This window comes from Staphylococcus sp. HMSC62A08 (assembly GCF_001839105.1).
Classification (GTDB): Bacteria; Bacillota; Bacilli; order Staphylococcales; family Staphylococcaceae; genus Staphylococcus; species Staphylococcus caprae.
Map to the genome: position 1 here is coordinate 104,032 of NZ_KV840026.1, position 25,435 is coordinate 129,466.

The 25,435-nt window shown below is 33.0% G+C and carries 22 protein-coding genes, 1 pseudogene and 1 riboswitch; of the genes and pseudogenes, 15 read left to right on the plus strand and 8 right to left on the minus strand.

Features of this window, described 5'->3' with window-relative positions; genetic code table 11:
- Positions 1 to 91: 91 nt before the first annotated feature.
- The 3 genes from HMPREF3264_RS00535 to HMPREF3264_RS00545 form a co-directional block, all read right to left on the minus strand.
- On the minus strand, positions 92 to 946 hold the full coding sequence (locus HMPREF3264_RS00535) for a hypothetical protein (protein WP_070871573.1): 855 nt from the start codon (positions 944 to 946) through the stop codon (positions 92 to 94).
- A 117-nt stretch (positions 947 to 1,063) separates the two neighbouring features.
- Positions 1,064 to 1,732, minus strand: a complete 669-nt coding sequence (locus tag HMPREF3264_RS00540; protein WP_070871574.1) for a hypothetical protein — start codon at positions 1,730 to 1,732, stop codon at positions 1,064 to 1,066.
- 147 nt (positions 1,733 to 1,879) lie between these two features.
- Positions 1,880 to 2,287: a YflT domain-containing protein gene (locus tag HMPREF3264_RS00545; protein ID WP_002445190.1), complete on the minus strand. Its 408-nt coding sequence runs from the start codon at positions 2,285 to 2,287 to the stop codon at positions 1,880 to 1,882.
- A gap of 214 nt (positions 2,288 to 2,501) precedes the next feature.
- A riboswitch (purine riboswitch) is annotated at positions 2,502 to 2,604 on the plus strand.
- Between the two features lie 287 nt (positions 2,605 to 2,891).
- Between HMPREF3264_RS00545 and xpt the strand changes: the two genes are divergently transcribed.
- The 11 genes and pseudogenes from xpt (at position 2,892) to HMPREF3264_RS00600 (ending at position 16,342) form a co-directional block, all read left to right on the plus strand.
- Positions 2,892 to 3,470: a xanthine phosphoribosyltransferase gene (xpt, locus tag HMPREF3264_RS00550; protein WP_002445192.1), complete on the plus strand. Its 579-nt coding sequence runs from the start codon at positions 2,892 to 2,894 to the stop codon at positions 3,468 to 3,470.
- Positions 3,470 to 4,738 (plus strand): xanthine permease PbuX, encoded by a 1,269-nt coding sequence (pbuX, locus tag HMPREF3264_RS00555; protein WP_002445193.1) that lies wholly within the window; start codon positions 3,470 to 3,472, stop codon positions 4,736 to 4,738. Before xpt ends, pbuX begins: the two co-directional genes overlap by 1 nt.
- A 36-nt stretch (positions 4,739 to 4,774) precedes the next feature.
- Positions 4,775 to 6,241 carry an IMP dehydrogenase gene (guaB, locus tag HMPREF3264_RS00560; protein ID WP_002445195.1) on the plus strand — a complete coding sequence of 489 codons (1,467 nt, stop codon included), beginning with the start codon at positions 4,775 to 4,777 and terminating at the stop codon, positions 6,239 to 6,241.
- Positions 6,242 to 6,412: 171 nt separating this feature from the next.
- On the plus strand, positions 6,413 to 7,954 hold the full coding sequence (gene guaA / locus HMPREF3264_RS00565; RefSeq protein WP_070830690.1) for a glutamine-hydrolyzing GMP synthase: 1,542 nt from the start codon (positions 6,413 to 6,415) through the stop codon (positions 7,952 to 7,954).
- Positions 7,955 to 8,542: 588 nt separating this feature from the next.
- Positions 8,543 to 8,782, plus strand: a complete 240-nt coding sequence (locus HMPREF3264_RS00570) for a ferredoxin (RefSeq protein ID WP_070830692.1) — start codon at positions 8,543 to 8,545, stop codon at positions 8,780 to 8,782.
- A 2-nt stretch (positions 8,783 to 8,784) separates the two neighbouring features.
- On the plus strand, positions 8,785 to 10,500 hold the full coding sequence (locus HMPREF3264_RS00575) for a hypothetical protein (protein WP_256323940.1): 1,716 nt from the start codon (positions 8,785 to 8,787) through the stop codon (positions 10,498 to 10,500).
- 3 nt (positions 10,501 to 10,503) lie between these two features.
- A pseudogene (locus HMPREF3264_RS00580) lies at positions 10,504 to 11,751 on the plus strand (ATP-grasp domain-containing protein).
- Positions 11,748 to 12,959, plus strand: coding sequence for an ATP-grasp domain-containing protein (locus tag HMPREF3264_RS00585; protein WP_070871575.1), 1,212 nt, complete (start codon positions 11,748 to 11,750; stop codon positions 12,957 to 12,959). The pseudogene HMPREF3264_RS00580 and the gene HMPREF3264_RS00585 overlap by 4 nt, the downstream one beginning before the upstream one ends.
- Before the next feature lie 17 nt (positions 12,960 to 12,976).
- A complete protein-coding gene (locus tag HMPREF3264_RS00590) occupies positions 12,977 to 14,152 on the plus strand; it encodes an MFS transporter (protein WP_070871576.1) in 1,176 nt (391 codons plus the stop codon).
- 430 nt (positions 14,153 to 14,582) lie between these two features.
- Positions 14,583 to 14,966 carry a VOC family protein gene (locus HMPREF3264_RS00595; RefSeq protein ID WP_070871577.1) on the plus strand — a complete coding sequence of 128 codons (384 nt, stop codon included), beginning with the start codon at positions 14,583 to 14,585 and terminating at the stop codon, positions 14,964 to 14,966.
- 173 nt (positions 14,967 to 15,139) lie between these two features.
- Positions 15,140 to 16,342, plus strand: a complete 1,203-nt coding sequence (locus tag HMPREF3264_RS00600; protein ID WP_070871578.1) for a GTP-binding protein — start codon at positions 15,140 to 15,142, stop codon at positions 16,340 to 16,342.
- A 356-nt stretch (positions 16,343 to 16,698) separates the two neighbouring features.
- On the opposite strand, the gene HMPREF3264_RS00605 is transcribed toward HMPREF3264_RS00600, so the two are convergent.
- The 4 genes from HMPREF3264_RS00605 to HMPREF3264_RS13090 all read right to left on the minus strand — a co-directional run bounded on the left by HMPREF3264_RS00605 (position 16,699) and on the right by HMPREF3264_RS13090 (position 18,953).
- Positions 16,699 to 18,078 (minus strand): MFS transporter, encoded by a 1,380-nt coding sequence (locus tag HMPREF3264_RS00605; RefSeq protein WP_070871579.1) that lies wholly within the window; start codon positions 18,076 to 18,078, stop codon positions 16,699 to 16,701.
- A 129-nt stretch (positions 18,079 to 18,207) separates the two neighbouring features.
- The gene (locus HMPREF3264_RS12325) at positions 18,208 to 18,471 is read right to left on the minus strand and encodes a hypothetical protein (RefSeq protein ID WP_083327764.1); all 264 of its coding nucleotides are present in this window, start codon (positions 18,469 to 18,471) and stop codon (positions 18,208 to 18,210) included.
- A 248-nt stretch (positions 18,472 to 18,719) separates the two neighbouring features.
- On the minus strand, positions 18,720 to 18,791 hold the full coding sequence (locus tag HMPREF3264_RS13085; protein WP_095323428.1) for a PSM-delta family phenol-soluble modulin: 72 nt from the start codon (positions 18,789 to 18,791) through the stop codon (positions 18,720 to 18,722).
- Between the two features lie 93 nt (positions 18,792 to 18,884).
- The gene (locus HMPREF3264_RS13090; RefSeq protein WP_103213502.1) at positions 18,885 to 18,953 is read right to left on the minus strand and encodes an alpha-1/alpha-2 family phenol-soluble modulin; all 69 of its coding nucleotides are present in this window, start codon (positions 18,951 to 18,953) and stop codon (positions 18,885 to 18,887) included.
- A gap of 601 nt (positions 18,954 to 19,554) precedes the next feature.
- On the opposite strand from HMPREF3264_RS13090, the gene HMPREF3264_RS00610 reads away from it, so the two are divergent.
- The 3 genes from HMPREF3264_RS00610 to HMPREF3264_RS00620 all read left to right on the plus strand — a co-directional run bounded on the left by HMPREF3264_RS00610 (position 19,555) and on the right by HMPREF3264_RS00620 (position 24,124).
- On the plus strand, positions 19,555 to 21,054 hold the full coding sequence (locus HMPREF3264_RS00610) for an NADH dehydrogenase subunit 5 (RefSeq protein WP_070871580.1): 1,500 nt from the start codon (positions 19,555 to 19,557) through the stop codon (positions 21,052 to 21,054).
- A 15-nt stretch (positions 21,055 to 21,069) separates the two neighbouring features.
- On the plus strand, positions 21,070 to 23,640 hold the full coding sequence (locus HMPREF3264_RS00615) for a DUF2309 domain-containing protein (RefSeq protein ID WP_070871581.1): 2,571 nt from the start codon (positions 21,070 to 21,072) through the stop codon (positions 23,638 to 23,640).
- Positions 23,641 to 23,755: 115 nt separating this feature from the next.
- Complete coding sequence (locus tag HMPREF3264_RS00620; protein WP_002445221.1) at positions 23,756 to 24,124, plus strand: Na-translocating system protein MpsC family protein; 369 nt, start codon at positions 23,756 to 23,758, stop codon at positions 24,122 to 24,124.
- Between the two features lie 42 nt (positions 24,125 to 24,166).
- Here the strand turns inward: HMPREF3264_RS00620 and HMPREF3264_RS12330 are convergent, their stop codons facing one another.
- Positions 24,167 to 24,412, minus strand: coding sequence for a hypothetical protein (locus HMPREF3264_RS12330; RefSeq protein WP_080981431.1), 246 nt, complete (start codon positions 24,410 to 24,412; stop codon positions 24,167 to 24,169).
- A gap of 335 nt (positions 24,413 to 24,747) precedes the next feature.
- Here HMPREF3264_RS12330 and HMPREF3264_RS00625 point away from each other — a divergent pair, with 335 nt between their 5' ends.
- Positions 24,748 to 25,425, plus strand: coding sequence for a phosphatase PAP2 family protein (locus tag HMPREF3264_RS00625; RefSeq protein ID WP_070871605.1), 678 nt, complete (start codon positions 24,748 to 24,750; stop codon positions 25,423 to 25,425).
- Positions 25,426 to 25,435: the final 10 nt, after the last annotated feature.

Below are 25,435 nucleotides of genomic sequence, written 5' to 3' on the forward strand. Positions count from 1 at the left end.
ATAGGGAGGGAAAATAGAAATAAAAAAACACTTAAATGAGTAGTTGCATTTTACACATACTCAATTAAGTGTTGAGAAGTTTGTTTCTTGATTATAAGTTAAATAAACGAGCGAAGAACCCTTTTTTCTCTTCTTTTGGTTGATTGTTTGATGATTGAGAATGATCTTCTGTTGCTGTTATGTCTGAGTTAGAAGTTGAATCATTAGCAGTTGAGTTTGAAGTTTCCGATGTACGAGTTGAAAGGCTACTTGATTGTGAAGTTGAAGTAGTTTCGCTAGTTGATGCTACTGCACTTTCGGAATGAGAATCTGAATCAGAAGTGCTAGGTGCTTCTGAAGTACTTTCTTGTTCACTCTGAGAGTTTGAGTTACTTTCGCTTGATTTGTTATTATTTAGCGATTGTGTTGATTCATTTGATTTATGATTTGTCTTCGCAATTTCATTCGCTTGTTTCTCTTGTGATGACTGAATAGCTTCTTGAGAAGTTTGGATTGATTTTAAAGATTCTGTATTGGCATCAATTTTACTAGTAATTTCTGTTTGTAATTCTTTAAGCTCTTGCTGTTGTTGATGAACTTGATTAATCATTTGACCGAGCATTTGACGTTCTTCACGCATTTTTTGGATTTCGCTACGTAAATCTTCAACTAATTGAGCGACGTTTTGGTCAGTTGGTAATTGACTGTCCTCATCTTTAACGATCACTTGTAAGAAATCTTTCTCTTTTTCTAATTCATCAAATGCTAAGTCGTAACTATTTGTTTGTTTTACTTTATCAGCAATGTCTCTAAATAGTTCGATATCTTCTTCTTTAAAATCAGTAGCCTCACGTCCGCGATATTCAGTTTTACTAAGTTGATATCCACGTTCTTCTAAATGTTGTACAATTTTACGGACTTGTTTTTCACTTAGTTCGACACGTTGTGCAAATTCTTTGGTTAACATTGAAAAAGCCCCTTCATCATTTGGTTTATGTATACCGACGTTTGTCTACGGTCAGTGAAACGTCAGTCTTACTTCATATGATAGTTTACCCCTAATTAATAGTGATTTCAAGTGTTGTTATAAAGGCTTTCTTAAATTCATTTCTTCTAAAAGTGGGTAGATAATATCTCGAGAAATGCCATTTGCGAAGACATACTTAAGAATATAATTAGATTTTACACTTGTCCCGTAAATATCTTTGGTTAATTCAATATTTGCTTTTATAAATAGGTCTACTTTAAAAGGAGATTCATCAAATGTGTAATTCGGATGAATATAATCAATTTCTTCTTGTTTCTCAAAGTTATTTTCGTAAAGAAATTGGCGACGGTGTTCAAGTATTTTGTTAGTTTGTTCATCAACATAATGTGGCTCTTTAGGAACTTCTAACATAATAAAATTGATATTTCTATCATGTATTTCATGAGATAAATGATTTAATTGATGTTCCACTTCGTTTAAAGTTAAAGTCATTAACTCATCGTGATTAGGACCGTCTTTGGCTATTAAATAGATAAGGAATGCTGCATTCGTGGTTGCTTCATAATGTGCAGTCGCTAAGCTGACAACTTGATGATTTTCGACGCCTACTACGAATGCGTAATCTTTCTCCGTTTTGTTGTTTTCTAAAGAACGTTTAAAGATTTTGCGATCTTCATCTAAACCAATATCTAATTTCGCGTCGTATAGTTCAAGTGCTTTTTCAAATAAAGGATCATTGGCTGATTGAATTGCTTTAAACTCCATAGCATTACCCCCGTTAATATTTACTATATTATAGGATAATCCTACTATATAATCACTTCTAATGTGTCACATAATAAAAAAACACCACAATGCATACGCTTCATTACGTAAACATAATGGTGTCTATCATTGAAACTCTAAAATCAATTAAGATTTAGGGCCCTTTGATTCAGCAGCATAATGTGTAATGTCGATTTCTTTGTATGCTGCATTGTGATCTTCAACTTCGTCATGGGAAGAATTATCACGATTTGCTACTAATAATAATTTATTATCTAAAATATCTTGTTTGTGTTCTTCAAGTTGTTCTTCAGTTAAGTTGTAACGTGAAAGAACAGCTTCTTCACCATCTTCACCAGTTAATAGACGAGACATGCGATCACTAAATGAACCGCTTGTAGCTATCATTGAAATTTGAGAATTGTGTAGGTCGTCTAAATGTAATTTACTTTTACTGATAACAGCTAATTCAGTTTCTAAATAGCCTTCTGTTTTCTTTTGGTTGATTACATTGTATAGTTCACTTTTGTCGTTAACTACAATAATATCTGCCATAATTATCGCCCCTTCATGATTAAACTTGCTTTATAAAGTTATACCCTAGTCCGTTTTTATAAAACTTTTACATATATAATTATATAATTTTGATGTTGATTTTTCCAATAAGAATCTATATTTGAAATTAAAACGATTACATAATAAATTGTTGATTTCTCAACTTTGAACTATTTTAAATGATATTGAAAATACATGAAAAGTTTGCTATCATCATTAAATAATTTATAAAACTCATATAATCTAGAGAATATGGCTTTAGAAGTTTCTACCATGTCGCCATTAACGACATGACTATGGGTAACAACACAATACTTAGGAGTAGTTTAAAGCGTTGAAACATAACTGGGAAAGTGAAAGACGTTTTGATTCGTAATAAAACTCATTAAATTGGCATCTAACATTTTTAGCATTGTCACAATTTTAGTTTATTTATATCGAAATTGAATCATACGTTTTTAGAACTAAGTTGGCGTATCTTCTTCTTAATTTGCAACCTCGCAATGTATTGCTCGTTTACTCATAGATCCTGAAACTATACTTTAGTTTGAGGGTTTTTTTGTATCTAGAAATCAATACCAAAGAATTTGAGGAGGTTTTTTGAGTGGAGTCGTTAGGACGTAAGGTCAAAGAGGACGGCGTTGTGATTGATGAGAAAATTTTAAAAGTGGACGGTTTTTTAAATCATCAAATCGATGCTTCGCTTATGAATGAAGTAGGAAAAACGTTTTATGAACAGTTCAAAGACGAGGGTATTACCAAAATTTTAACCATAGAAGCATCAGGTATCGCCCCAGCTATCATGGCTTCTTTCCATTTCGATGTTCCTTGTTTATTTGCTAAAAAGGCTAAGCCTAGTACATTAAAAGATGGTTTTTACAGTACAGATATTCATTCATTTACTAAAAATAAGACGAGTACAGTTATCGTTTCTGAAGAATTTTTAGATGAAAATGATAAAGTGCTTATTATTGATGATTTCTTAGCAAATGGAGATGCCTCATTAGGACTTAATGAAATTGTGCAACAAGCAAAGGCGACTACAGTTGGTATCGGTATCGTTGTTGAAAAAAGTTTCCAAGATGGGCGTCAACGTCTAGAAAATGAAGGGCTGAAAGTATCTTCATTATGCAAAGTGGCATCATTAAAAGGTAATAAAGTTACGCTTCTAGGTGAACAATAATGAAGAATTTCATTCTAAGTGTTCAGCATCTTTTAGCAATGTACGCCGGAGCTATTTTAGTCCCTATAATCGTAGGAACTAGCTTAAAATTCTCTTCCGAAGAAATTGCTTATTTAGTAACAGTTGATATCTTTATGTGTGGTATTGCTACTTTTTTACAGGCTAATAAGATTACGGGAACAGGTTTACCCATTGTATTAGGTTGTACGTTTACTGCAGTAGCACCAATGATACTTATCGGACAAACGAAAGGTCTTGGCGTACTTTACGGCTCATTATTTGTTTCAGGAATTTTAGTCGTGATCATTGCGCCTTTCTTTTCTTATTTAGTTAAATTCTTTCCACCTGTTGTTACAGGAAGTGTCGTAACGATTATTGGTATTAATCTTATGCCTGTAGCAATGAACTATCTTGCTGGTGGGGAAGGTGCTAAAAATTATGGAGACCCTAAAAATTTGATTTTAGGTGGCGTGACATTGGTCATCATTCTAATTTTACAAAGGTTTACGAAAGGCTTCTTGAAATCAATTGCTATCCTCATAGGTCTTGTATTAGGGACAGCCTTAGCAGCTGTGTTCGGTCTGGTAGATATTAAACAAGTAGGAAGTGCCCATTGGGTTGGCTTACCTTTACCATTTAGATTCTCTGGTTTTGGCTTTGATTTAAGCTCAACACTCGTGTTCTTTATTGTTGCAGTCGTAAGCTTAATAGAGTCCACAGGTGTCTATCATGCACTTAGTGAGATTACTGGGAAAAAGCTTGAGCGAAAGGATTTTCGTAAAGGTTACACTGCGGAAGGTCTAGCAATCATTTTAGGATCTATATTTAATTCTTTCCCTTACACCGCTTACTCGCAAAATGTAGGTCTTGTGTCACTCTCAGGGGCTAAAAAGAATAACGTCATCTATGGCATGGTGGTTTTATTACTCGTTTGTGGTTGCATACCTAAGTTAGGTGCACTCGCTAACATCATCCCTTTACCTGTTTTAGGTGGCGCAATGATTGCAATGTTTGGCATGGTTATGGCGTATGGTGTAAGTATTTTAGGGAGTATTGATTTTAAAAATCAAAACAATTTATTAATTATCGCTGTTTCTGTAGGACTAGGCACAGGTATTAGTGCAGTCCCTCAAGCATTTAAAAGTTTAGGAGAACAATTTGCTTGGTTAACTCAAAATGGCATTGTTCTAGGTGCAATTTCTGCAATTATCTTAAATTTCTTTTTTAATGGTATAAATTATAAACAAAGCGACGAAAATGTGAAATAATGTAACTAACTATATTAAATTGGAGGCTGTTTTTAAATGTGGGAAAATAAGTTTGCTAAAGAATCTTTGACGTTCGACGATGTATTACTCATTCCAGCTGAATCAGATGTTTTACCTAGTGACGTAGATTTAAGTGTAGAATTATCAGATAGAATTAAATTAAACATTCCTGTTATTTCTGCAGGTATGGATACGGTAACTGAATCAAAAATGGCAATTGCTATGGCTCGTCAAGGTGGATTAGGTGTCATCCATAAAAATATGAGCATTGAAGAACAAGCTGATGAAGTACAAAAAGTTAAACGTTCAGAAAATGGTGTCATTACTAACCCGTTCTTCTTAACTCCAGATGAAAGTGTTTATGAAGCAGAAGCTTTGATGGGTAAATATCGTATTTCAGGTGTCCCAATTGTTGATAATCATGATGACAGAAATTTAGTAGGTATTATCACTAATCGTGATTTACGTTTCATTGAAGACTTTTCAATTAAGATTTCAGATGTAATGACGAAAGAAAATTTAATTACAGCTCCAGTTGGCACGACTTTAGATGAAGCGGAAGCGATTCTTCAAGACCATAAAATTGAAAAACTTCCATTAGTAGAAAATGGACGACTAGAAGGTTTAATCACAATTAAAGATATTGAAAAAGTATTAGAATTCCCATACGCAGCGAAAGACGCACATGGTCGTTTATTAGCAGCGGCGGCTATCGGTACGTCTAAAGATACGGAAGTTCGTGCTCAAAAACTAGTCGAAGCTGGTGTTGACGCATTAATTATTGATACAGCACATGGTCACTCTAAAGGCGTAATTGAGCAAGTTAAACATATTAAAGAAAAATATCCTGAAATCACAGTTGTAGCCGGTAATGTCGCAACTGCAGAAGCAACGCGTGCATTATTTGAAGCAGGTGCTGACGTTGTTAAAGTAGGTATTGGACCAGGTTCAATTTGTACGACACGTGTTGTTGCAGGTGTCGGTGTACCTCAAATCACAGCTGTATATGATTGTGCGACAGAAGCACGTAAGCATGGTAAAGCGATTATTGCTGACGGTGGTATTAAATTCTCAGGAGATATTATCAAAGCATTAGCGGCTGGTGGCCATGCGGTAATGTTAGGTAGCTTATTAGCTGGTACTGAAGAAAGCCCTGGTGCTACTGAAGTCTTCCAAGGTAGACAATATAAAGTTTATCGTGGTATGGGTTCATTAGGTGCTATGGAAAAAGGATCAAACGATCGTTACTTCCAAGAAGATAAAGCACCAAGAAAATTTGTTCCAGAAGGTATCGAAGGACGTACAGCTTATAAAGGACCACTACAAGATACAGTTTATCAACTTATGGGCGGTGTAAGAGCTGGTATGGGTTATACTGGTTCTCCTGACTTGAAAACATTACGTGAAGAAGCACAATTTACACGTATGGGTCCTGCTGGTTTAGCAGAAAGCCACCCTCACAATGTACAAATTACTAAAGAATCACCAAACTATTCTTTCTAAATAAAGTATGAAGAAGTTTGATCATTTTAGAGGACGCTCTTTATAACGGTGTCGTATGGGCTTGTTTAATTCATTTTCAAAAGTAATGGAAATAGACCTATACGTTATCATTTGAGGGAGCGTTTCTCTAAGTATTACATAAATCAAAAACAATAAAGGAGATTCGCAATTATGGAAATGGCGAAAGAGCAAGAGTTAATTCTTGTCTTAGACTTTGGTAGCCAATACAATCAATTGATTACACGACGTATTCGTGAAATGGGCGTATACAGTGAATTACATGATCATGAGATTTCAATTGAAGAAATTAAACGTATGAATCCTAAAGGTATCATTCTTTCAGGTGGTCCAAATTCAGTTTATGAGGAAGGATCATTTACTATTGACCCTGAAATTTATAATTTAGGGATTCCGGTCTTAGGTATTTGTTACGGCATGCAATTAACAACAAAACTATTAGGCGGTAAGGTAGAGCGCGCGAATGAGCGTGAATACGGTAAAGCAATCATTAATGCTAAGTCTGATGAGCTATTCTTCGGCTTGCCTTCGGAACAAACAGTTTGGATGAGTCATTCTGACAAAGTGATTGAAATTCCTGAAGGATTTGAAGTGATTGCAGATAGTCCTAGTACGAATTATGCAGCTATTGAAGATAAAACGCGTCGTATTTATGGTGTGCAATTCCACCCAGAGGTACGTCACACTGAATTCGGTAACGACTTATTAAGAAACTTCGTGCGCCGTGTGTGTAATTGTACAGGCGAATGGACGATGGAAAACTTCATCGAAATCGAAATTGAGAAGATTCGTGAACAAGTTGGCGACCGTAAAGTGTTATGTGCAATGAGCGGCGGGGTTGATTCATCAGTCGTAGCAGTACTGTTACATAAGGCGATTGGTGACCAATTAACTTGTATCTTTGTTGACCATGGTTTACTTCGTAAAGGCGAAGGCGATATGGTAATGGAGCAGTTTGGTGAAGGATTTGATATGAACATTATTCGTGTTAATGCACAAGAGCGTTTCATGGATAAATTAAAAGGTGTATCTGATCCAGAACAAAAACGTAAAATCATCGGTAACGAATTCGTTTATGTATTTGATGACGAAGCGGCTAAGTTAACAGATGTTGATTTCTTAGCGCAAGGCACACTTTATACTGACGTGATTGAGTCAGGAACTAAAACGGCTCAAACTATTAAATCCCACCATAATGTTGGTGGATTACCTGAGGACATGGAATTTGAACTGATTGAACCAATTAATACATTGTTTAAGGATGAAGTACGTGCCTTAGGTATCGAGTTAGGTATTCCTGAACATTTAGTATGGAGACAACCTTTCCCAGGCCCTGGTTTAGGTATCCGTGTACTTGGTGAAATTACTGAAGATAAATTAGAAATCGTACGTGAATCTGATGCGATTTTACGTGAAGTAGTGCGAGAAGAGGGTCTTGAAAGAGATATCTGGCAATACTTCACAGTGCTACCTGGCATCCAATCAGTAGGGGTCATGGGAGACTATCGTACGTATGATCATACAGTAGGTATTCGAGCAGTAACATCCATTGATGGGATGACAAGTGACTTTGCTCGTATCGACTGGGAAGTGTTACAAAAGATTTCAAGTCGAATCGTAAATGAAGTAGATCACGTTAACCGCGTCGTCTATGACATTACTTCTAAGCCCCCAAGTACCATAGAATGGGAGTAAGAAATAATCATATTAAATAGGTTAGAGACTCCAAAACAAAAGGGTTTCTAGCCTGTTTATTTTTGTATTGAATACGCATTTTATAAGCCTTTAACCCTTGTGGTTGAAGGTTTTTTGTTTGTCATTCATTTGAATAAAAGGCGAAAACAATGGGAGATGAGATGTCGTTGTACGTATTTGATTATAAAAATTAGGAAGTTGTGTCGAAAGTTTACCTTAGTTATGGCTCCGCAGATATCTACCACTATTTATTTACTTTCTATCATGAAAATAGTAAAAATAAAATTTTTGTTAACAAAATATTTAAAGTATAAGTATTTCTTTCTACATTTTTGTTTAATAAAGCTAACTTCTATTATTTTATTAATTTATATTTTCATCTTTATTGCAAAATTGCACCGAAACAGTTAAAATATTTTTGGGATTGTTGGAAAAAGGGGATTTATATTTAAATTAAAGTAATCTGATTTTGGAAAAGTTATCTTTTATAAAAGCAATGTTTTTCTCACTATCATTCATTTAAAAAATGAAGTTTAACATCGATATTTCCACGTGCACATTGAAAATTGAATATAAGGGGGAATTCTTATGAACTATTACACTTATGTAGATAGAGAAAATTGTATTTCCTGTGCTGCCTGTGGAGTAGCTGCTCCTAATTTATTTAAATATGATGTAGAAGATATTGCATATGGGTGCTTAGATAATAACTGTGGATGTGAACCTGTTCCATTTAATGAAATTGAACATTTGAAAAATGCATGTGAGGGTTGTCCGACGGAATCAATCAAAATATCACAACATCCCTTTAATAAAAAGGAAGTGTGATAATGATGAATAAAAATGGTTTCGGCAAGTTATTGTTAGAAGTTCAAAATAAAGTCTATTGTTTGAAACATCCATCCGAAATTATTCGTACGCTTTTTACGTTAGATGGAAAAATAGATACGTCCGTTGGAATAAAAAGTCTCAATTTAGAACAAAGTGTCATATACCAAAATTTAACAGAGCTAAATTGTAAAGTCGTGTTTACCTCAAAGTTAGAAAATGTAGATGAAAATAGGATATATTTCGGAATAACTGAATATGGAAGATTACTTTTGGGTGCGGATTATTTTTTGGATAACTACACATTTATATTCGGTTACTTCGAAGTTGATGAACACGTGATAAAAGTCATAAAAGACAATATCCGACAAAAAATAGAGATAGAAGAACAAATATTTAATGAAGAAGTAAACTCGTTTTTTAAAGATAAAAGTAAAGACGAAATCAACGATATATTAAAATTTATAAAGTTTAATATATATCACATGGCTCCGATATTACTTTATGTCAACGATAAAACTTTTAGTACATTTTATAACTATAATAATTTGATAAAAGAATTCGATGGAGATACAGATGATTTTTTATTAAATGATTTGCCTTATAAAAATATTGAAAATTGGGAGAAAGCAGAAAAAATTTTTGTTTTTAATATGTATCTATTACTTAAATCCGGACCTCCCTCACGTGGAGAAGAAGTAAACGGTATACATTTCTCACTATCATTTTTAAAAGATTATTTTAATCAAAAAATCAAAGAATATAGTCAAATATTGAAAAGAAAGACGGATGGTGATTTAAGTTTAGAAAAACAAGCGGTACTTATATTTTCAATGAGAAAAGAAATAGAAAATCACTATTTAATATATAGGTTTATCAATGGCCTGAATTTACATAAAGAGGAAAGATATATTGACAATAGAGAATTGTCTAAACAGAACGATGATTGTCTAAAAACAGATTTAGAAAGATTAACCTCTGTAAAATTCTCAAAAGATTACTATCATTATTTTTGCCAAATTATAGAGAAAAATCTTGATAAAGAACCTTATCAAATCATTGAAAAAATGATGCATACAATCATAAATAGAGCAATTTCTCGCACTTCATCTGATATAGGTATGGCAAGAGGGTTTAGAGCACCACTAAAATTTTATGAAGCTCACCAAAAAGATGAGCTAGAAAAGATTTTTAATTGGGGACAAAATGAATATTTTTGTTGTGTAGTCCCAAGTGCACTCATGAAAAGTGCCTTTCAAAATAATTCTAAGATACTAGCTGGCGTGCTTACCGCTATAAGTAAAAGAATGGAATATAATAGTTGGCATTATACCCCGGGGAATTTTTTGAATAATCAAACAAGGATCACGCGTCATTTCTATTTTCCGCCTGTTATGGCTGACATCACCAAGTGGAGTGATCAGCATCATAAAGGGCATGTGTTCGCTAAAGTCAGACATGCCATTCGTTGTCCAGGCTCTATTAAAAATGGGGCGACGATATATAATGCATTTTTTGATTTAAGATTAATGAAACAAAGTGGAAGTGATTACAGTGAGAATGACCTTGTCATCGCTATATATTATAAAGAGATATTGAAGCTATTATTTCAATCTTGGTTTGATGTATGTAAGAGAACTAAGCAAGAAATCAATATCACTAGTTATAGCAGAGAATGGTACCAAAATGAATATATTACAGATAAAGTGGGTGGTTAGGATATGGAAACCTTACTATTTATAAACTTAAGAAGCCATAAGGTAGAGAGAATTCAACCTATTATAGAAGCTAAAAATTTAGGATATCGAGTAGTTTTAATGGCAGATAAAGACCCTAAGTTAATCGGTCATTTATTAGATGAATTAATTATTATTAATTCTTATGAAATTCAAAAAACGATTAATACAGTTATTGAATACAACAAAAACATAAAAATTAGTGGTGTTTTTACCTGGTCAGATAAAGATGTAGAGCTTGTGTCTTTTTTAAACAAAGAATTGGGTTTACCTGGTATAAATCCAGAAATTGTGCAAAATGTGAGAAATAAATATTTGATGAGACGAGCGATGTCGAATGTTGAGGGACTTTGCCCAAAATTTCAAGAGGTTGAAAGCTTGAACGATTTAAAAGAGGCAGTCGCTCAGATTGGAATGCCAGGTATATTAAAACCAGTTGGCGCCTCTGGTAGTAAAGGCATTTTTAAAATTGAAAGTAAAGCACATTTAGAAGATACGTTTAATTTATTATTGGATTCTACCTCTCCAAAAAAAGATAAAGTTTACCGCTACCATCCTAACCAATATATTTATGAAGAATACATTGAAGGAAAAGAGGTCTCTGTTGAAGGCGTTGTGCAAAATAAAGAAATATTTATAGCTGGGATTACTGATAAAAGCGTAACAGCTGAATTCTCTTTAGAATATATTGCAATTTTCCCTTCTGATAAGCCTAAAAAAGTTAAAGATGAAATCAAAAAGAAAACTAAATTGGCGATTCAAAGTTTAGATATTGATCACTGTGCTTTTCATTTAGAAGGTCGGTTAACGAAATCTGGGTTCAAAGTGATAGAGATTGCGGCAAGACCAGCTGGCGGATTTATAACCTCGCAACTTATCAAAATATAATCAAGGCATTCATTTATTGAAAAAATTATCGATGTTGCTGTTGGACATCATGTTAAAGATCGTTGGCCAGATTATGAGAATGGTAATAAGAAATTATGCTTTTATAGTATACGCGCACATCAAAGTGGAATATTCAAAAAAATTGTAGGTTTGGATTCTATTATGGAAATACCTGGCGTCATAGCTGTCATACCTTTGAAAGAAGAAGGTGACGAAGTCATCATGCCACCTGAACATTTCTCTAGTTGCTTCATTGCCAATATTATTTTAAAAGGACAAAGCACTAAAGATATTGAAAACATCATCGGAGAAATCGAATCATTTATAAAGGTGGAGATACAATGACTGTCATTATATTGTCTAATACCGATGGAAACAAAACGCCTTATGATGCGTGGTTTCCAAATGCAAAAGAAAATATCATTCTTTTTTGCCCGCAAGAAAAAGCACATACGTTTAATCAACATCATTTTTTATTCATTGAATCATTTGAGAACTACGTGGATAACGTGGATGTTGAAATTAAAGCGATACAATTAAGCAAAAAGTACAATATCACTAACATATTATCTATCTCAGAATTTGACGTTGTGCGAAGTGCAAAGTTAAGAGAGATTCTACATTGTCCCGGTCAGTCATTAATAAGTGCGGAAGCATATAGAGATAAACTATTGATGAAGCAATTACTTCACGGTTCATCTGTAAATATTCCTAAATTTGAAAAAGTCATATCTAAAGCACAAGTTGAAAATTTTGTACAACAAACTAACTATCCTGTGGTGTTAAAACCCATCTATGGTTCGGGTTCTATGGATGTATTTATAGCTAAAAATCAACAAGATATAGACACCTTTTTTGAAGAAAATAGAAATATAAATAATTATGAAATCGAAGCGTTTATAAATGGAGACATGTATCATGTTGATGGACTAATTCATAATAATAAAGTCATCGTTTCTTATGTTTCCAAATATTATAAAGGTTGCTTAGAATTTCAAAAAAATCAACCTTTAGCGAGTTATATGATTGATGAAAGTAATGCATTAAATATCACTTTCAAAGCACAAGCTGAAAAAGTCATAGATACATTACCTAGCTTTCCAAACGGTTCATTTCATGCCGAATTTTTCTTAACTGATAGTGGTGAGATATATTTTTGTGAAATAGGAAGTAGAACTGGAGGTGCAGAAGTAGGAAACGTCATTCAGAACTCGACGAATATTCACTTGAATAAAGAAAGTTTATATATGCAAATGTATGAGGATCATGCATGTACAATTCAACAAGAATCTGTTGAACGATACTCTGGCTTTGTTTTACTACCACCTCAAAATGGTGTTTATAAAGATATTAAGAAACACTTAGATTATGACTGGATAATAAAATTTAAAAATACTGCTCAAAAAAATAAAACCTATAACGATGCGCAATTTAGCGTGGATCATATCATATCTGTTTTAATAGAAGGCAATAATGAACAAGAACTTATTTCTAGAATTAATATTGTCACTGATTGGTATGAAAAAAATGTTATATGGGAACAACATCATTAGAATAAAGGAGATTTTTGTTGAAAAATTTACCTGAAATCACATATATACTATTTTTAGCTACATTTCTTGAAAGATTTAGCTATTTTCTAATCATACCTTTTTTATCAATTTATTTAGCTCAAAACTATCATTTTAGTGGTTTGGAAATAGGGTTGGTTGTTTCGACCTTTGCGATCACATCTTTATTTATGAGTTTTATAGCGGCCCCTTTTATCGATAAAATAGATAAAAAAATTATTATTTTTGTTGGTTTATTTCTATCGTCAATGAGTTTTCTGTGTTTCCCTTTAATCAGTAAATATATATTTTTCATTATATTTGCTTTAGTTAATAGTATAGGAAGTAGTCTTCTTTCTCCGACATATAAAACAATTTTGGCATTATTCACTGAAAAAAAGGATAAGGAATTGGTATTTAATGTACGCTATTATCTTGTTAATATTTCAGCTACATTGGCTCCATTACTGTCAGTTCAGTTGCAATTTTTAGGCGTTAATATCATTTGTTACATCATTTTTATGGCTTATTGTATCAATTTCAATGCATTTGTTTATGCATTTTTCATACTTAAATTAGATTTGAAAAATAAAAATAATACTTTGAAAATTGATATTAATCGCATATATACTACATTTCGTGATGATAGAGCATATTCGTGTTTAGTCATTGGATTAGTCCTATTTATGTTTGGTTATACCGTTATGACTAGTATATTGCCCCAATTCTTTGCGACGCATTATCAAAATATTGACGCTTCAAAGTTATTTGCGCTGTTACTTTCAATAAATGGAATTACAGTTATTACATGTCAATTTTTCGTTTATTTCTTTAGCAAACGCACATCCATTAAGACAGCAATGATAACAGGAGCTGCCTTATTGCCCATAAGTTTATTTGTGCTAGGGACAGTTGATGATATTATCTTCAAATGTATCGCAATGGTAGTGTTTACCTTGGGTGAAATGCTGGTATTTACAATGATGGATATTCGGATTGATGAATTATCCAATTGTAGTTATAAAGGTACGTATTATTCGTTGGCTGGGTTACAAAATCTAGGTGCTCTGTTGGCACCAATTATAGGCGGCTTATGTATAGACCGTATTCATCAAGATTGGATGCTATTTGGGTTATTATCCATCGTAACGTCATTCAGTATATTATTTTTCTATAAAAGTAATAAACTTGCATAATCATTATGAAGAGATAGTTATCTTAAGTTGGTGATTGTATATTTAACTTCCTAAGTGTATAAATATAGATTTTAATTGTAATATTTTGTTGTGATTTCAACATTTATGTATTGATGTTTGTCAGTTAGGCAAAATTGATTCATTGTAGTTTTAAGGTTTTATAATGAAAATGTAAAAAAATAATTGAGAGGAGATGAAATTCATGAGTGATTTAATTCAATTCGCGAAAAAAGTCTTCGATTTCTTAAGAAGTATTTTAGTAAATGGTGCACCTAAATTTTAAATAGATGGCCACTCCATTAGGGAGTGGTTTTGTTGTATTAGATTGTAATAAAACGTCAAAAAAATCAACATTTAGATTTTTGAAATTTTCGAAAGTTTAATATATATTTGTAAAATAAACTTTAAGTCTAACAATTCGGAGGGATTTATGAAGAGCGTCAATCCATTTATATATGTAAAGGATGTAGATAAATCATTAAGTTATTACAAAGATGTCTTTCAAGCAAACACTGAAATTTTAATAGCTAAAGATGGTAAAACATATCATGCCCAACTTATTATCGGAGAAAACACGTTCGTTCATTTCTCTGATACCTTTCATAGACATTCTATTTCTAAAAATCCACATCTTCTTGTCGATTGTGATTCTAAAGAAGAATTAGAACGTGTATATCAACGTTTAATCGACGATGGTGGACATATTAAAGTTAAATTATATAAAACATTTTTTAACGCGTATCATGCTGAAGTTAAAGATCGTTTGAATGGTATTACTTGGGTTTTTAATTATTTTATTGATGGTACTTTTTAAAGTTAAATATTGTTCGATGGGTTAGTTGAAAACGTGCATGTATTTTCAACTAACCTTTTTAATGTATGCGGGGAGTAAAATCATTTTCAAAAATAAAGTATTGATTAATAGGATTAACTTCTTTAAAATGTAAAACGTAATAATTACTATTTACATAAAGAGGAGTTCTTTAAATGGCTAAAATACCCGTGACAGTTCTAAGTGGATACTTAGGTTCTGGAAAAACAACATTACTGAATCATATTTTGAAAAATAGAGAGGGACGCCGTATCGCAGTGATTGTTAATGATATGAGCGAAGTCAATATCGATAAGGATTTAGTAGCACAAGGGGGAGGACTTTCTAGAACGGATGAGAAACTTGTAGAACTTTCAAATGGATGTATCTGTTGCACTTTGAGAGATGATTTACTTAAAGAAGTTGAACGTTTAGTGAGAAAGGGTGGCATTGATCAAATTGTCATTGAATCCACAGGAATTTCAGAACCTGTACCAGTAGCTCAAACGTTTTCGTATATAGATGAAGAATTAGGGATTGATTTAACTGCTATATGCAGATTAGATACAATGGTAACCGTTGTGGATGCCAATCGTTTTATTAATGATATTCAATCAGAAGATTTACTTATGGATAGAGATGAAAGCATAGGAGACGCCGATGAACGTACGATTGCCGATTTACTCATCGATCAAGTTGAATTTTGTGATGTCATGATTATTAATAAAATTGATTTAGTAAGTAAAGAAGCATTGGCAAAACTGGAGAAAACACTTCGTGCATTACAGCCTGAAGCTAAGATGATCAAAACAGTCAATGCAGAAGTTGATTTAACAGAAGTGTTGAATACTCAGTTATTTGATTTCGAGAAGGCAAGTGAGTCTGCCGGGTGGATAAAAGAACTCACACATGGCGGACATGAACATCACACGCCTGAGACTGAAGAATATAGCATTTCATCATTTGTGTATCGTAGAAAACTTCCATTCAACGCTGATCGTTTTAAAGAGTGGTTCGATCATTTACCTAGCAATATTGTAAGATCCAAAGGTATTGTTTGGTTCGCACAACACAATAGTGTTGCATGTTTACTCTCACAAGCAGGGTCTTCTTGTGATGTCCATCCAGTCACATATTGGGTGGCGACAATGCCTGAACAAAAACAACGTGAGATTCTTATGGCCCGAGAAGAGATAGCTGCCGAATGGGATTTAGAATATGGTGATAGACATACGCAGGTCGTTATTATTGGAACGGAATTAGATCAAGAAGAGATTACTAGACAACTAGATGCGTGCTTGATTAATACTGAAGAAATGGATCAAGATTGGCGCTTGCTTCATGATCCTTATCAGTGGAAATATGATAAAAGGATGTAAGGGAAACTATAGTAAGTTGAGTTTAGTGAGGAAATCAAAGATTTAAATTATGATATTGAATACGTAAATTTTACTAAGTTAAGAAAATAAACTCGTAACAAGCGAATTCAAATCAAAAAATCTATTCTCAAAATGTAATTTCTTATCTTTGATTCCAAGTGTTAATAGTATAAAACTAGACAAAGGCGCATTACTTTCCTTCTTATTAGTTTCGTCACTTATAATTATAAAGTTAATTGAGCTCTTTTTATATTCAAAAAGATTGAAAAAACTGATGAGTATTTTGCTCATCAGTTTAATTTATTATAGAATCTAATAAAAATTAAAATTATTAACTCTTATAAGTGTTGGATATATTATTTAGATTCAGATTTCCTCTTTAATAATTTTAATAAAAAAGGTGATAGTGCTAAAAAGAGTGTTAGTGATGCGAATAGCCATGCATGACTTGCTCCTTCTACGAGTTGACCTGAATTTGATGAATTACTAATAAATAATGAAGTGACTGCTGTATAAAAAGCAATACCGATATTTTGAACCATTCTTTGAGTTGCTCCAACTGTACCTTGCATATCTTGTGATACAGTTTTCATTATTGCTGAAGTATTAGAAGGTAGGAAAAAACCTCCGCCTATACCATATAGTAATAACAATAGACTTATTGTTATCGGATTTAATATATATTGTAATAATCCTAAGTTGGTATATGCAACAATCATAATAATTAATCCTATAGTCATTAATATAATATTGCCAATGCGAGAAATTAATTTTCCAGTTATTTTTGAAATAAGTACTAATCCTAAAGGAGAGGTTAAATTTACTAATCCTATTTGCCAAGATGAAAGATGATTAATTTTTTCTAAAATATATGGAGGAATTATAAAACCTAAAGATGTTGTACCTCCAAAAACAAATATCGCAAATATAGGAGACGAAAAAGACATATTTTTGAATAAACGTAAATCGATGATAGGATGATTCGTTTTTAATTCCCATATCATAAATAAGCAAAAAGCAACAATAAAGATTAAAAAATTTCCATATACTGAGATATTAAAAATTGAGTGATAAGACCAAGAGGTTAAACTTATCAGTAAACAAAATATAGATAAAAACAATAATAAATTTCCACGTATATCTAAATGAATAGACGTACTTTTTTGCTCTGTAATATACTTTTTTAAAAGTAAGCAGCCTATTAAACCTAAAAATATAATGGGAATATTAATCCAAAATATCCATCTCCAATTCCCTATAGATATTAAAAGACCTCCGATACTTGGCCCCAAAACTGGACCTATCCCTAATAGAATACTTAAAGTTCCCAATGCCGGTCCTTGTCTATTTTCAGGAATAGTCGTAGTAATAATAGCTGTAGCAGTTCCTTGTAACATTGCTGCACCTATGCCTTGTAGACCCCGAAATACGATTAATTGTATAATATCATTTGAAAATCCGCATAAAATAGAAGCAATTAAAAAAATAGTTAATCCGAAGATATAAATATTTAAGCGACTGTATTTATCGCTTAATCTCCCAAATATTATAATCGTACCTGTTAATAACAAAGTATACAGAGTAACACTCCAAGTAATAAAAGAAATATCAACATTAAAAGATTTTGATAAAGTGGGTAATGCTACATTGATGATCCCACTATCGAGAGTGGATAAAAACATTCCTATTCCTGCTGTAAAAACAACTAAATGATCGAAATACTTAGAAGAATTCATCTATAATACCTCCCCGACTTTTTCTTCTATAAATCATTAGTCTAGAAACTGTCTTAATTGGTATAAACATTATAAGAATTTATCTTCTGAACTCTTTCATTTAAATTGTCAATTCAACTATTATTAAAATTAAGCTATAGCAAATGGCGTAGTGAAAATGAGTAGTACGAAAAAGTTAATTAAGAATAAAGTGACGTTTAATGGTTGGTTGGCTTTAAACATTCCTATGATGTTAATAATAATAGATATCACAAAGAAAGTTGCACCTGGGAAATACCAAAAACTAAAGCCACTTTCGTTATATAAATTAGTAAACATTGTTGTATAGCAAATAAAAACACTGAGTAGTGTAAAAATAATGGATAAAACATTTAATATTGAGAGTCTTTTCATATATTGTCGTTCCTTTCGATGTCGTTTTATGATTTTAGCATTACAATTGAATTAGCAAATTGTATGCTATACATACTATTATATGTATACATATGTTTATTACAATAGTTATTTTAGCTTTAATATAAATATTCAAAAGAAATGGCGCGAGAGTTTGTTTGTGTGGATAGATGCATCAATGCATAGAAGGATAATAAGTCATAAAAAACCACCATCCGTAGGGATAGTGGTTGAAGTATTAGTATGAACTATTTTTTGAATTTTTTAACTAAGTCTACGATAGTTTTAACGATTTCGATGATTGTTGTAACGATACCCATGTTTAGTGGCCTCCCTTCGTATCGGTGTATGTTAGAGAATTTTTATTGACTACTCATAAGCCATAAGTAATAGCTTTAGATGAATCAATAAACTTATTTTTTTGTAAGTTTGTCAATTAAGCCTTTGAGTACTTTAACGATTTGATTGATGATATCACTCATTAAAATTACCTCCTTTGCTTATTTGATATCTTTATTGTAACGAGATAATACTTTGGGTAGAGAAAAAGTTCCTAACTCGTATATTCAATGTCCTAAGTGAAATTTTTAGGGCAGTTAATCACACACAATACTTCCTAATTGTAGAGAATCTTTGTAAACCTTTACAAAACCTTAATATTCACGTTTATAGCAATGATGTCTTTTCCTAATTCAACCTTATTTTAGGTAGATGAAAGAGGGATGAATGTACGTAATTAATTGACTTGTGACACTATTTGAAGTATATTTGTGTTAATATGCGCAAAAGTAACAACTAAGTCTTACTTTAGCAATTTTAGATTTTATATCTTAATTGATGGAGAAGAAAGAGTTCTTGCTTTGCTACAAACAATATATAGGCAGCTTATTTAAATAAAGAAAATAAAAGGTAACTTGTGGACGAGTTATCTATACATACTTGAGTTGAATTGAAGCCTACAGTAGTTATAAATTCTTTTACATTATTTTAGAAAGGATAATGGAAGGATTTTGCTATTGTAGGCTTTTTTGTTGTGAAATTTGATTAAATAAGGAAATAAATTTTTAAAGTGGGGGACGTGCAATGTTAAGTATGAGTTTCGTTTTAACAATATTTTTTATAACACTTGTCATTGCTATACTGAGTGGATTGTTATTTTTAAACCAATCAGTACCAATTAAATACATAAACATACATTTATATCTTGTTTTTTTACCAATAATTATTGGCATCATAGGTTTGCTTACTGTTAAAGATAGAGAACAAATCGGTCCGTTTACCTTAGATCATCTTGCGTGGTTGATGGGAAGTTTTATTCTAGTTTTAGGATTTATTATTCAAAAGTTCTCAGCTCGTTATTTAATAGGTGATCGTAACTATCGCAAATATTTTCCATTATTTACGTTGATTACATCATTTGCATCTGTAGCGTGGTTGAGTGGTGATTTAAGATTAATGGTTCTGTTCTGGGGGGCAACGCTGTTATCTTTAACATTACTCATTCGTGTGAATCGTTCATGGAAAATTCCACATGAAGCAGCTAAAGTTTCTGGAAAATCTTTTGCATTAGGATGGTTCGCATTACTAGTTGCAGTTGTCTTATTATTCGTTAGTACTGGAGATTGGCACATCAATATCGCTTCATCTTACGACAACACTATTAATAGTGGGATGAAATTCATTATTGATATTCTTATTGTCATAGCAGTGATTGTTCCTGCAGCTCAATTTCCATTTCAAAGCTGGTTAATTGAATCTGTAGCGGCGCCTACACCAGTTTCGGCAATTATGCATGCTGGAATAGTTAATGCTGGAGGAATTATTTTAACGCGTTTTTCGCCTGTTTTTGACAATTCATTCGCGATTACAATTTTGCTTATTATCGCTAGTGTTTCAGTATTATTAGGTTCAGGAATCAGTTTGGTACACGTTGATTACAAACGACAGCTTGTAGGTTCTACGATGAGCCAAATGGGCTTCATGCTTGTTCAATGTGCGTTAGGTGTTTATTCAGCGGCTATTATACATTTGATTTTACATGGGGTTTTTAAAGCTACATTATTCTTACAGTCAGGTTCTGTAGTGAAACGCTTTAATATCCCAACTCCACCGAGTGCCAAGCGTTCGTATAGTTGGGTCGTGTTAGGTCGTCTATTAGCGATCGTGATTGCTGTAGCATTTTGGTTAAATAGCGACCGCAGCCCGTATGAAATTATCAGTGCCTTAATATTAGCTTGGTCCCTTATGGTGTCATGGAACCAAATGGTAGCATTTAGTCGAGGTTTAATAGGTAGAGTTGTCGGCGTCATGATGATTGTTATTGTTGCGATCGTGTATATTATTACTCACCATTATTTCTATAATACTTTAAATACCGTTTATATGCATATTGCACACCCACCAGTGATAAGCATCATTATTAGTATTATCATCCTTGTCTTAGGAAGTATTCTCAGCATTTGGGTTGCTCGACAAAGAGATTCTAAAGCATTCGCAATATTGTATTTATGGCTTGTTAAACTAGGTGAAGCCAAAGCGCAGTCTATTGAAAGTCATCCAACTTATTTGAAAAAATATTTGTAAAGGGAGAGAAAGGTTATGACTCAACATCAACAAGATATGAATGAAATAGTATCACGTGCCAAACGTGTCATTACCCCCTTATCACCAATTTCAATTTTTGCGGCTCGTAACCCGTGGGAAGGTCTCGAGGATTGTACATTTGATCAGGTTGCCCTGTGGTTAAAAGATGTCAGAGATATTGATATCTATCCCAATCATGCTTCTATTCAAGCAGCGATTGATAAAGGGGAAATTGATACTGAAGTATTTGATGACCTTTTAAAGAGAGAGTTAGATACGTATGACAGTTCGCTTTCTGAAAATGAAATACTTTCATATATCAATAATGCTAAAAGTGTGCCACATATGAGTGAAGATGATTTCTCTGATGAAGAACATGCAAAATTAGAAAAATGGGTAAAAGACAATTTCAAAGAATTTGAAACTACAAAGATTGTGAGAGCGAAGAGTGCCGACCGTCTAAACGTACATGGTGAGACACTTATCGATATTTTGGATGCACATATGATTAAATGGTCAAAATTATATATTGATGATTTTCAATCAAGTTGGACAATGCCTCAACGTGATAAAGGTTTTTATACTGCATGGTTACACTTAGCCCAATATGATCCAATGTTCAAGAAAGAACAACGTCAAAAAATTAAAGGATTGCCGCATAATGCGAATGAAGCGATACACCAAGCGTTTAAACAGCTAGCAATTAATGAAGAAAATCAGCAAGCGTATATAGAAAGTCATTTATTATCACTTCCTGGTTGGGCGGGAATGATGTACTACCGTGCAGAGAAAAATGAACATGAAAAAGATTTACTTACCGATTATATTGCTATTAGATTGTCTATGGAGGCATTGCTCCTTAACAATCAATTTGATACGACTTCGGCCCAACCTTTTCATATTAAAAAGGGCTTAGAGTTACTTCGTTCGTTGTTATTGAATTGTCAAATGACAGTTGATGAATGGTTAGACTTACCTGAGTCAAAACAACATGATTATTTAAAATTAGTTCAAACGTTTAACTCAGCATATTTTCAAAAACTGTGGCTTGAGGCATGGGAAGAAACGCATGAACGCGAATTAGTTGAAAAAATTTATGATTCATCATCTGAAGCCAATGATAAGCAATCAACACAAGTTCAACTAGCATTTTGTATTGATGTACGCTCTGAACCTTTTAGACGTCATTTAGAAAGTGAAGGTCCTTTCGAAACAATAGGAATTGCTGGGTTCTTTGGATTACCAATTCAGAAGGAAGCACTTGATGAGCAATTTACGCATAATTCTTTACCAGTTATGGTAGAACCAGCTTATAAAATTAAAGAATACGCTGAACGCCACGAGTTAAATATGTATAACCAACAACAACGTTCGGTTACATCGATGTTTTACACGTTTAAACTTATGAAGCATAATGTGTTACCAAGTTTATTATTACCTGAATTAAGTGGACCATTCTTGAGTATTAGTACGATTGCTAATACCATTTTGCCGAAAAAAGCGTATCAATTTGTCAATCGTTTTACGAAAAAATGGCTTCGCAAACCTGAAGCAAAATTAACAATTGAACGAGAACATGGACAATATTCTGAATTACCTGTTGGATTTACGGCAGAAGAACAAATTCAGTTCTCCAAAAATGCACTACAGTTGATGGATTTAACGAAAGATTTTGCGCCGCTTGTCGTTTTAGGAGGTCACGGAAGTGAATCACATAATAATCCGTATCATGCAACTTTAGAATGCGGTGCTTGTGGAGGCGCTTCAAGTGGATTCAATGCAAAATTATTAGCTACGATGTGCAATATGCCATCCGTAAGAGAAGGTTTAGCTCAAGAGGGTATTCAAATTCCTGATGAAACGGTCTTTATTGCTGCTGAACACAAAACATCAGTTGACGATCTAGAGTATATTTATGTGCCGGAATTAACCGAGGCTGCACAGCATGCATTTGATGAATTGAAGGCAGCAATGCCAAAAGTAAGCTATAAAGCAAACTTAGAACGATTAGCTCATTTGCCAAGTATAGATCGCCATCATAAAGACCCTGTTGGAGAAGCCCGTCGCTATGCGAGTGATTGGAGTGAGATACGACCTGAATGGGGATTAGCTAAAAATGCAGAATTCATTATTGGTAAGCGAGAGATTACTGAAAATAGTGATTTAGAAGGGCGTGCGTTTCTACACAATTATGATTGGTCTAAAGATAATGATGGCCAAATATTAAATACGATCATTTCAGGCCCTGCATTAGTTGCACAGTGGATTAACTTACAATATTATGCATCAACTGTTGCACCTCATTTTTATGGAAGTGGGAATAAAACTACGCAATCTGTTACATCAGGCGTTGGTGTGATGCAAGGGAACTCTAGTGATTTAATGTATGGGTTGCCTTGGCAATCTGTAATGGCTGGTGATAATGACATGTACCATTCACCGATACGACTACTCGTTGTTATTCAAGCGCCTGATTCACACATTCAACGTTTGCTCAATGAAAATAGTCATTTTCGTCAGAAAGTAGATCATCATTGGGTAAGACTTGCAAGTATCGATGAGCATAACAGCTGGAAAGATTGGTAATTCTAGCGTCGTTCATCGAAAATGCAAAAAAATGATCACCTAAAATAAGTAGATTTCGGAAATATCTAGAATAATGTTAAACTATAGATAATCAAGAAATAGGAGCAGTCTAGGTATGAAAAAGACTAAAGGTATTTATGAAGCCGAAATCAGTAAAGCCATAACGCAGTGGGAAAAAGACTTTCTAGGAAGAGGCTCGTTATCTGTAAAGACGGATATTTTGCGTGATATGGTCATTATCAATTTGCAAGGTATATTAACGCCAGCAGAATATCGTGTATGTAAGACAAATGAAGGTTTGTTGAATATCAAACGCACACGTTCTGAACTTGTTGAATCAGGCCAAGAAGATTTAAATAATATTATTTATGATTTAATAGGGTTAAAAGTTGTGAGCTTTCATAGTGATTTAAGTACCGTAACTGGTGAACGTGTGATTGTCTTTAAGTTAGAAGATAATTTTGAAAAAAGAATGAACCAATAAGTTAAAGATGACAGTGCTATCCATGAGGTAGTACTGTTTTTATTATAAATGGAGTAAATAATTGAAATATACAATTAATCGATAACACACGCCCATTAAATTAGGAATAATGACCATCGTGGCTATTAACTTTTCAGATTTAAATGCAAATACACATAAAAGGATAGGTATAATATACAGAATAAATAACCATAATAGTAAAGTATCAAAATTAGGATGGAAAGGTATGAAAAATCGGATAAGTGTGATGATGAGGGCAATATAAATGAGTATTCTCCTATCTTTCAAAGTCCGTCCTCCTTATGTCGACATCAGTGTGTGTCATAGATATAAGCTACATTATACATTAAAATATATGCGATATGTATGAAATTTTAACGATAAATGATTATCTGGTGGTTAATTTGATTCGAGGGACAGTTTGAAAAAGGAAATCATTTGAATTTGGTGTAGAATGGGAGACGATAAATAATTGTTAGAGTAAATTGATTGATAAAGTGTAGCTTAAGGCGCATGATTTTGATAGACAATAGTGTGATTTTAACAAGTGATAGAAAATGCGTTTAAAGCGTGAATATGAAGTTAATCCTCTTCTGACACAACGTAGAGAAACAGGTGTTAATATGGAGTATGAAAAATTAAGTTCTGCAAAAATAACAATTCCATTATTTATTATCGCATTTATTATTTTTAGTTTTATGATGAGTGGCGTTTTGACGCATAATCATTTTCTGAAAATGATAGATATGTCCTCTTTAGAGTGGTTTACACACTATTTTGGTAAGCCGCAGAGGATATATGAAGACGGTCTATTTAATTGCTATATGACATTTTGTGCAACCATTGGTGATGTAGGTGCAATGCTGAAATTGACGCTCATCCTCGTTGTACTATTATTGATTTTTAAAAATAAATCTCAAGCAGTTTGGGTATTGTTAGTAATGACGACAGGTACGTGGATAAATTATTTGATTAAACAAACCGTGGGAAGACAACGCCCGTTGAGTCATTTAAACATTGATTCAGGCTTGTCCTTCCCTAGTGGTCACTCAAATGCGAGTACCTTATTCTTTATAATCATCGTGATTGTAGTTATTCCGATGTTAAAAGGAAAAATAGCTCAAATACTTGTAGCTACAATCTCAACAATGTTATGGATAAGCATTTTGTTCTGTAGAATGTATTTTCACGCACATTACTTTTCAGATGTCATTGGTGGCGTGAGTTTAGCTGTATTATGGGTATTACTCTTTATAATGGCTTATCCTTTATTTACTTTATGGAGAAACGATAAAAATTAAAGTGATTTAA

What these genes read in the sequence shown, in the direction of transcription:
- guaA (WP_070830690.1), top strand. Translation starts at nt 6,413, where the DNA reads ATGGAAATGGCGAAAGAGCAAGAGTTAATTCTTGTCTTAGACTTTGGT.
- HMPREF3264_RS00585 (WP_070871575.1), top strand. Translation starts at nt 11,748, where the DNA reads ATGACTGTCATTATATTGTCTAATACCGATGGAAACAAAACGCCTTAT.
- pbuX (WP_002445193.1), top strand. Translation starts at nt 3,470, where the DNA reads ATGAAGAATTTCATTCTAAGTGTTCAGCATCTTTTAGCAATGTACGCC.
- HMPREF3264_RS00595 (WP_070871577.1), top strand. Translation starts at nt 14,583, where the DNA reads ATGAAGAGCGTCAATCCATTTATATATGTAAAGGATGTAGATAAATCA.
- guaB (WP_002445195.1), top strand. Translation starts at nt 4,775, where the DNA reads ATGTGGGAAAATAAGTTTGCTAAAGAATCTTTGACGTTCGACGATGTA.
- HMPREF3264_RS00535 (WP_070871573.1), bottom strand. Translation starts at nt 946, where the DNA reads ATGTTAACCAAAGAATTTGCACAACGTGTCGAACTAAGTGAAAAACAA.
- HMPREF3264_RS00615 (WP_070871581.1), top strand. Translation starts at nt 21,070, where the DNA reads ATGACTCAACATCAACAAGATATGAATGAAATAGTATCACGTGCCAAA.
- HMPREF3264_RS00600 (WP_070871578.1), top strand. Translation starts at nt 15,140, where the DNA reads ATGGCTAAAATACCCGTGACAGTTCTAAGTGGATACTTAGGTTCTGGA.
- HMPREF3264_RS00625 (WP_070871605.1), top strand. Translation starts at nt 24,748, where the DNA reads ATGGAGTATGAAAAATTAAGTTCTGCAAAAATAACAATTCCATTATTT.
- HMPREF3264_RS00540 (WP_070871574.1), bottom strand. Translation starts at nt 1,732, where the DNA reads ATGGAGTTTAAAGCAATTCAATCAGCCAATGATCCTTTATTTGAAAAA.
- HMPREF3264_RS00570 (WP_070830692.1), top strand. Translation starts at nt 8,543, where the DNA reads ATGAACTATTACACTTATGTAGATAGAGAAAATTGTATTTCCTGTGCT.
- HMPREF3264_RS00610 (WP_070871580.1), top strand. Translation starts at nt 19,555, where the DNA reads ATGTTAAGTATGAGTTTCGTTTTAACAATATTTTTTATAACACTTGTC.
- HMPREF3264_RS00620 (WP_002445221.1), top strand. Translation starts at nt 23,756, where the DNA reads ATGAAAAAGACTAAAGGTATTTATGAAGCCGAAATCAGTAAAGCCATA.
- HMPREF3264_RS00545 (WP_002445190.1), bottom strand. Translation starts at nt 2,287, where the DNA reads ATGGCAGATATTATTGTAGTTAACGACAAAAGTGAACTATACAATGTA.
- HMPREF3264_RS00605 (WP_070871579.1), bottom strand. Translation starts at nt 18,078, where the DNA reads ATGAATTCTTCTAAGTATTTCGATCATTTAGTTGTTTTTACAGCAGGA.
- HMPREF3264_RS12325 (WP_083327764.1), bottom strand. Translation starts at nt 18,471, where the DNA reads ATGAAAAGACTCTCAATATTAAATGTTTTATCCATTATTTTTACACTA.
- HMPREF3264_RS00575 (WP_256323940.1), top strand. Translation starts at nt 8,785, where the DNA reads ATGATGAATAAAAATGGTTTCGGCAAGTTATTGTTAGAAGTTCAAAAT.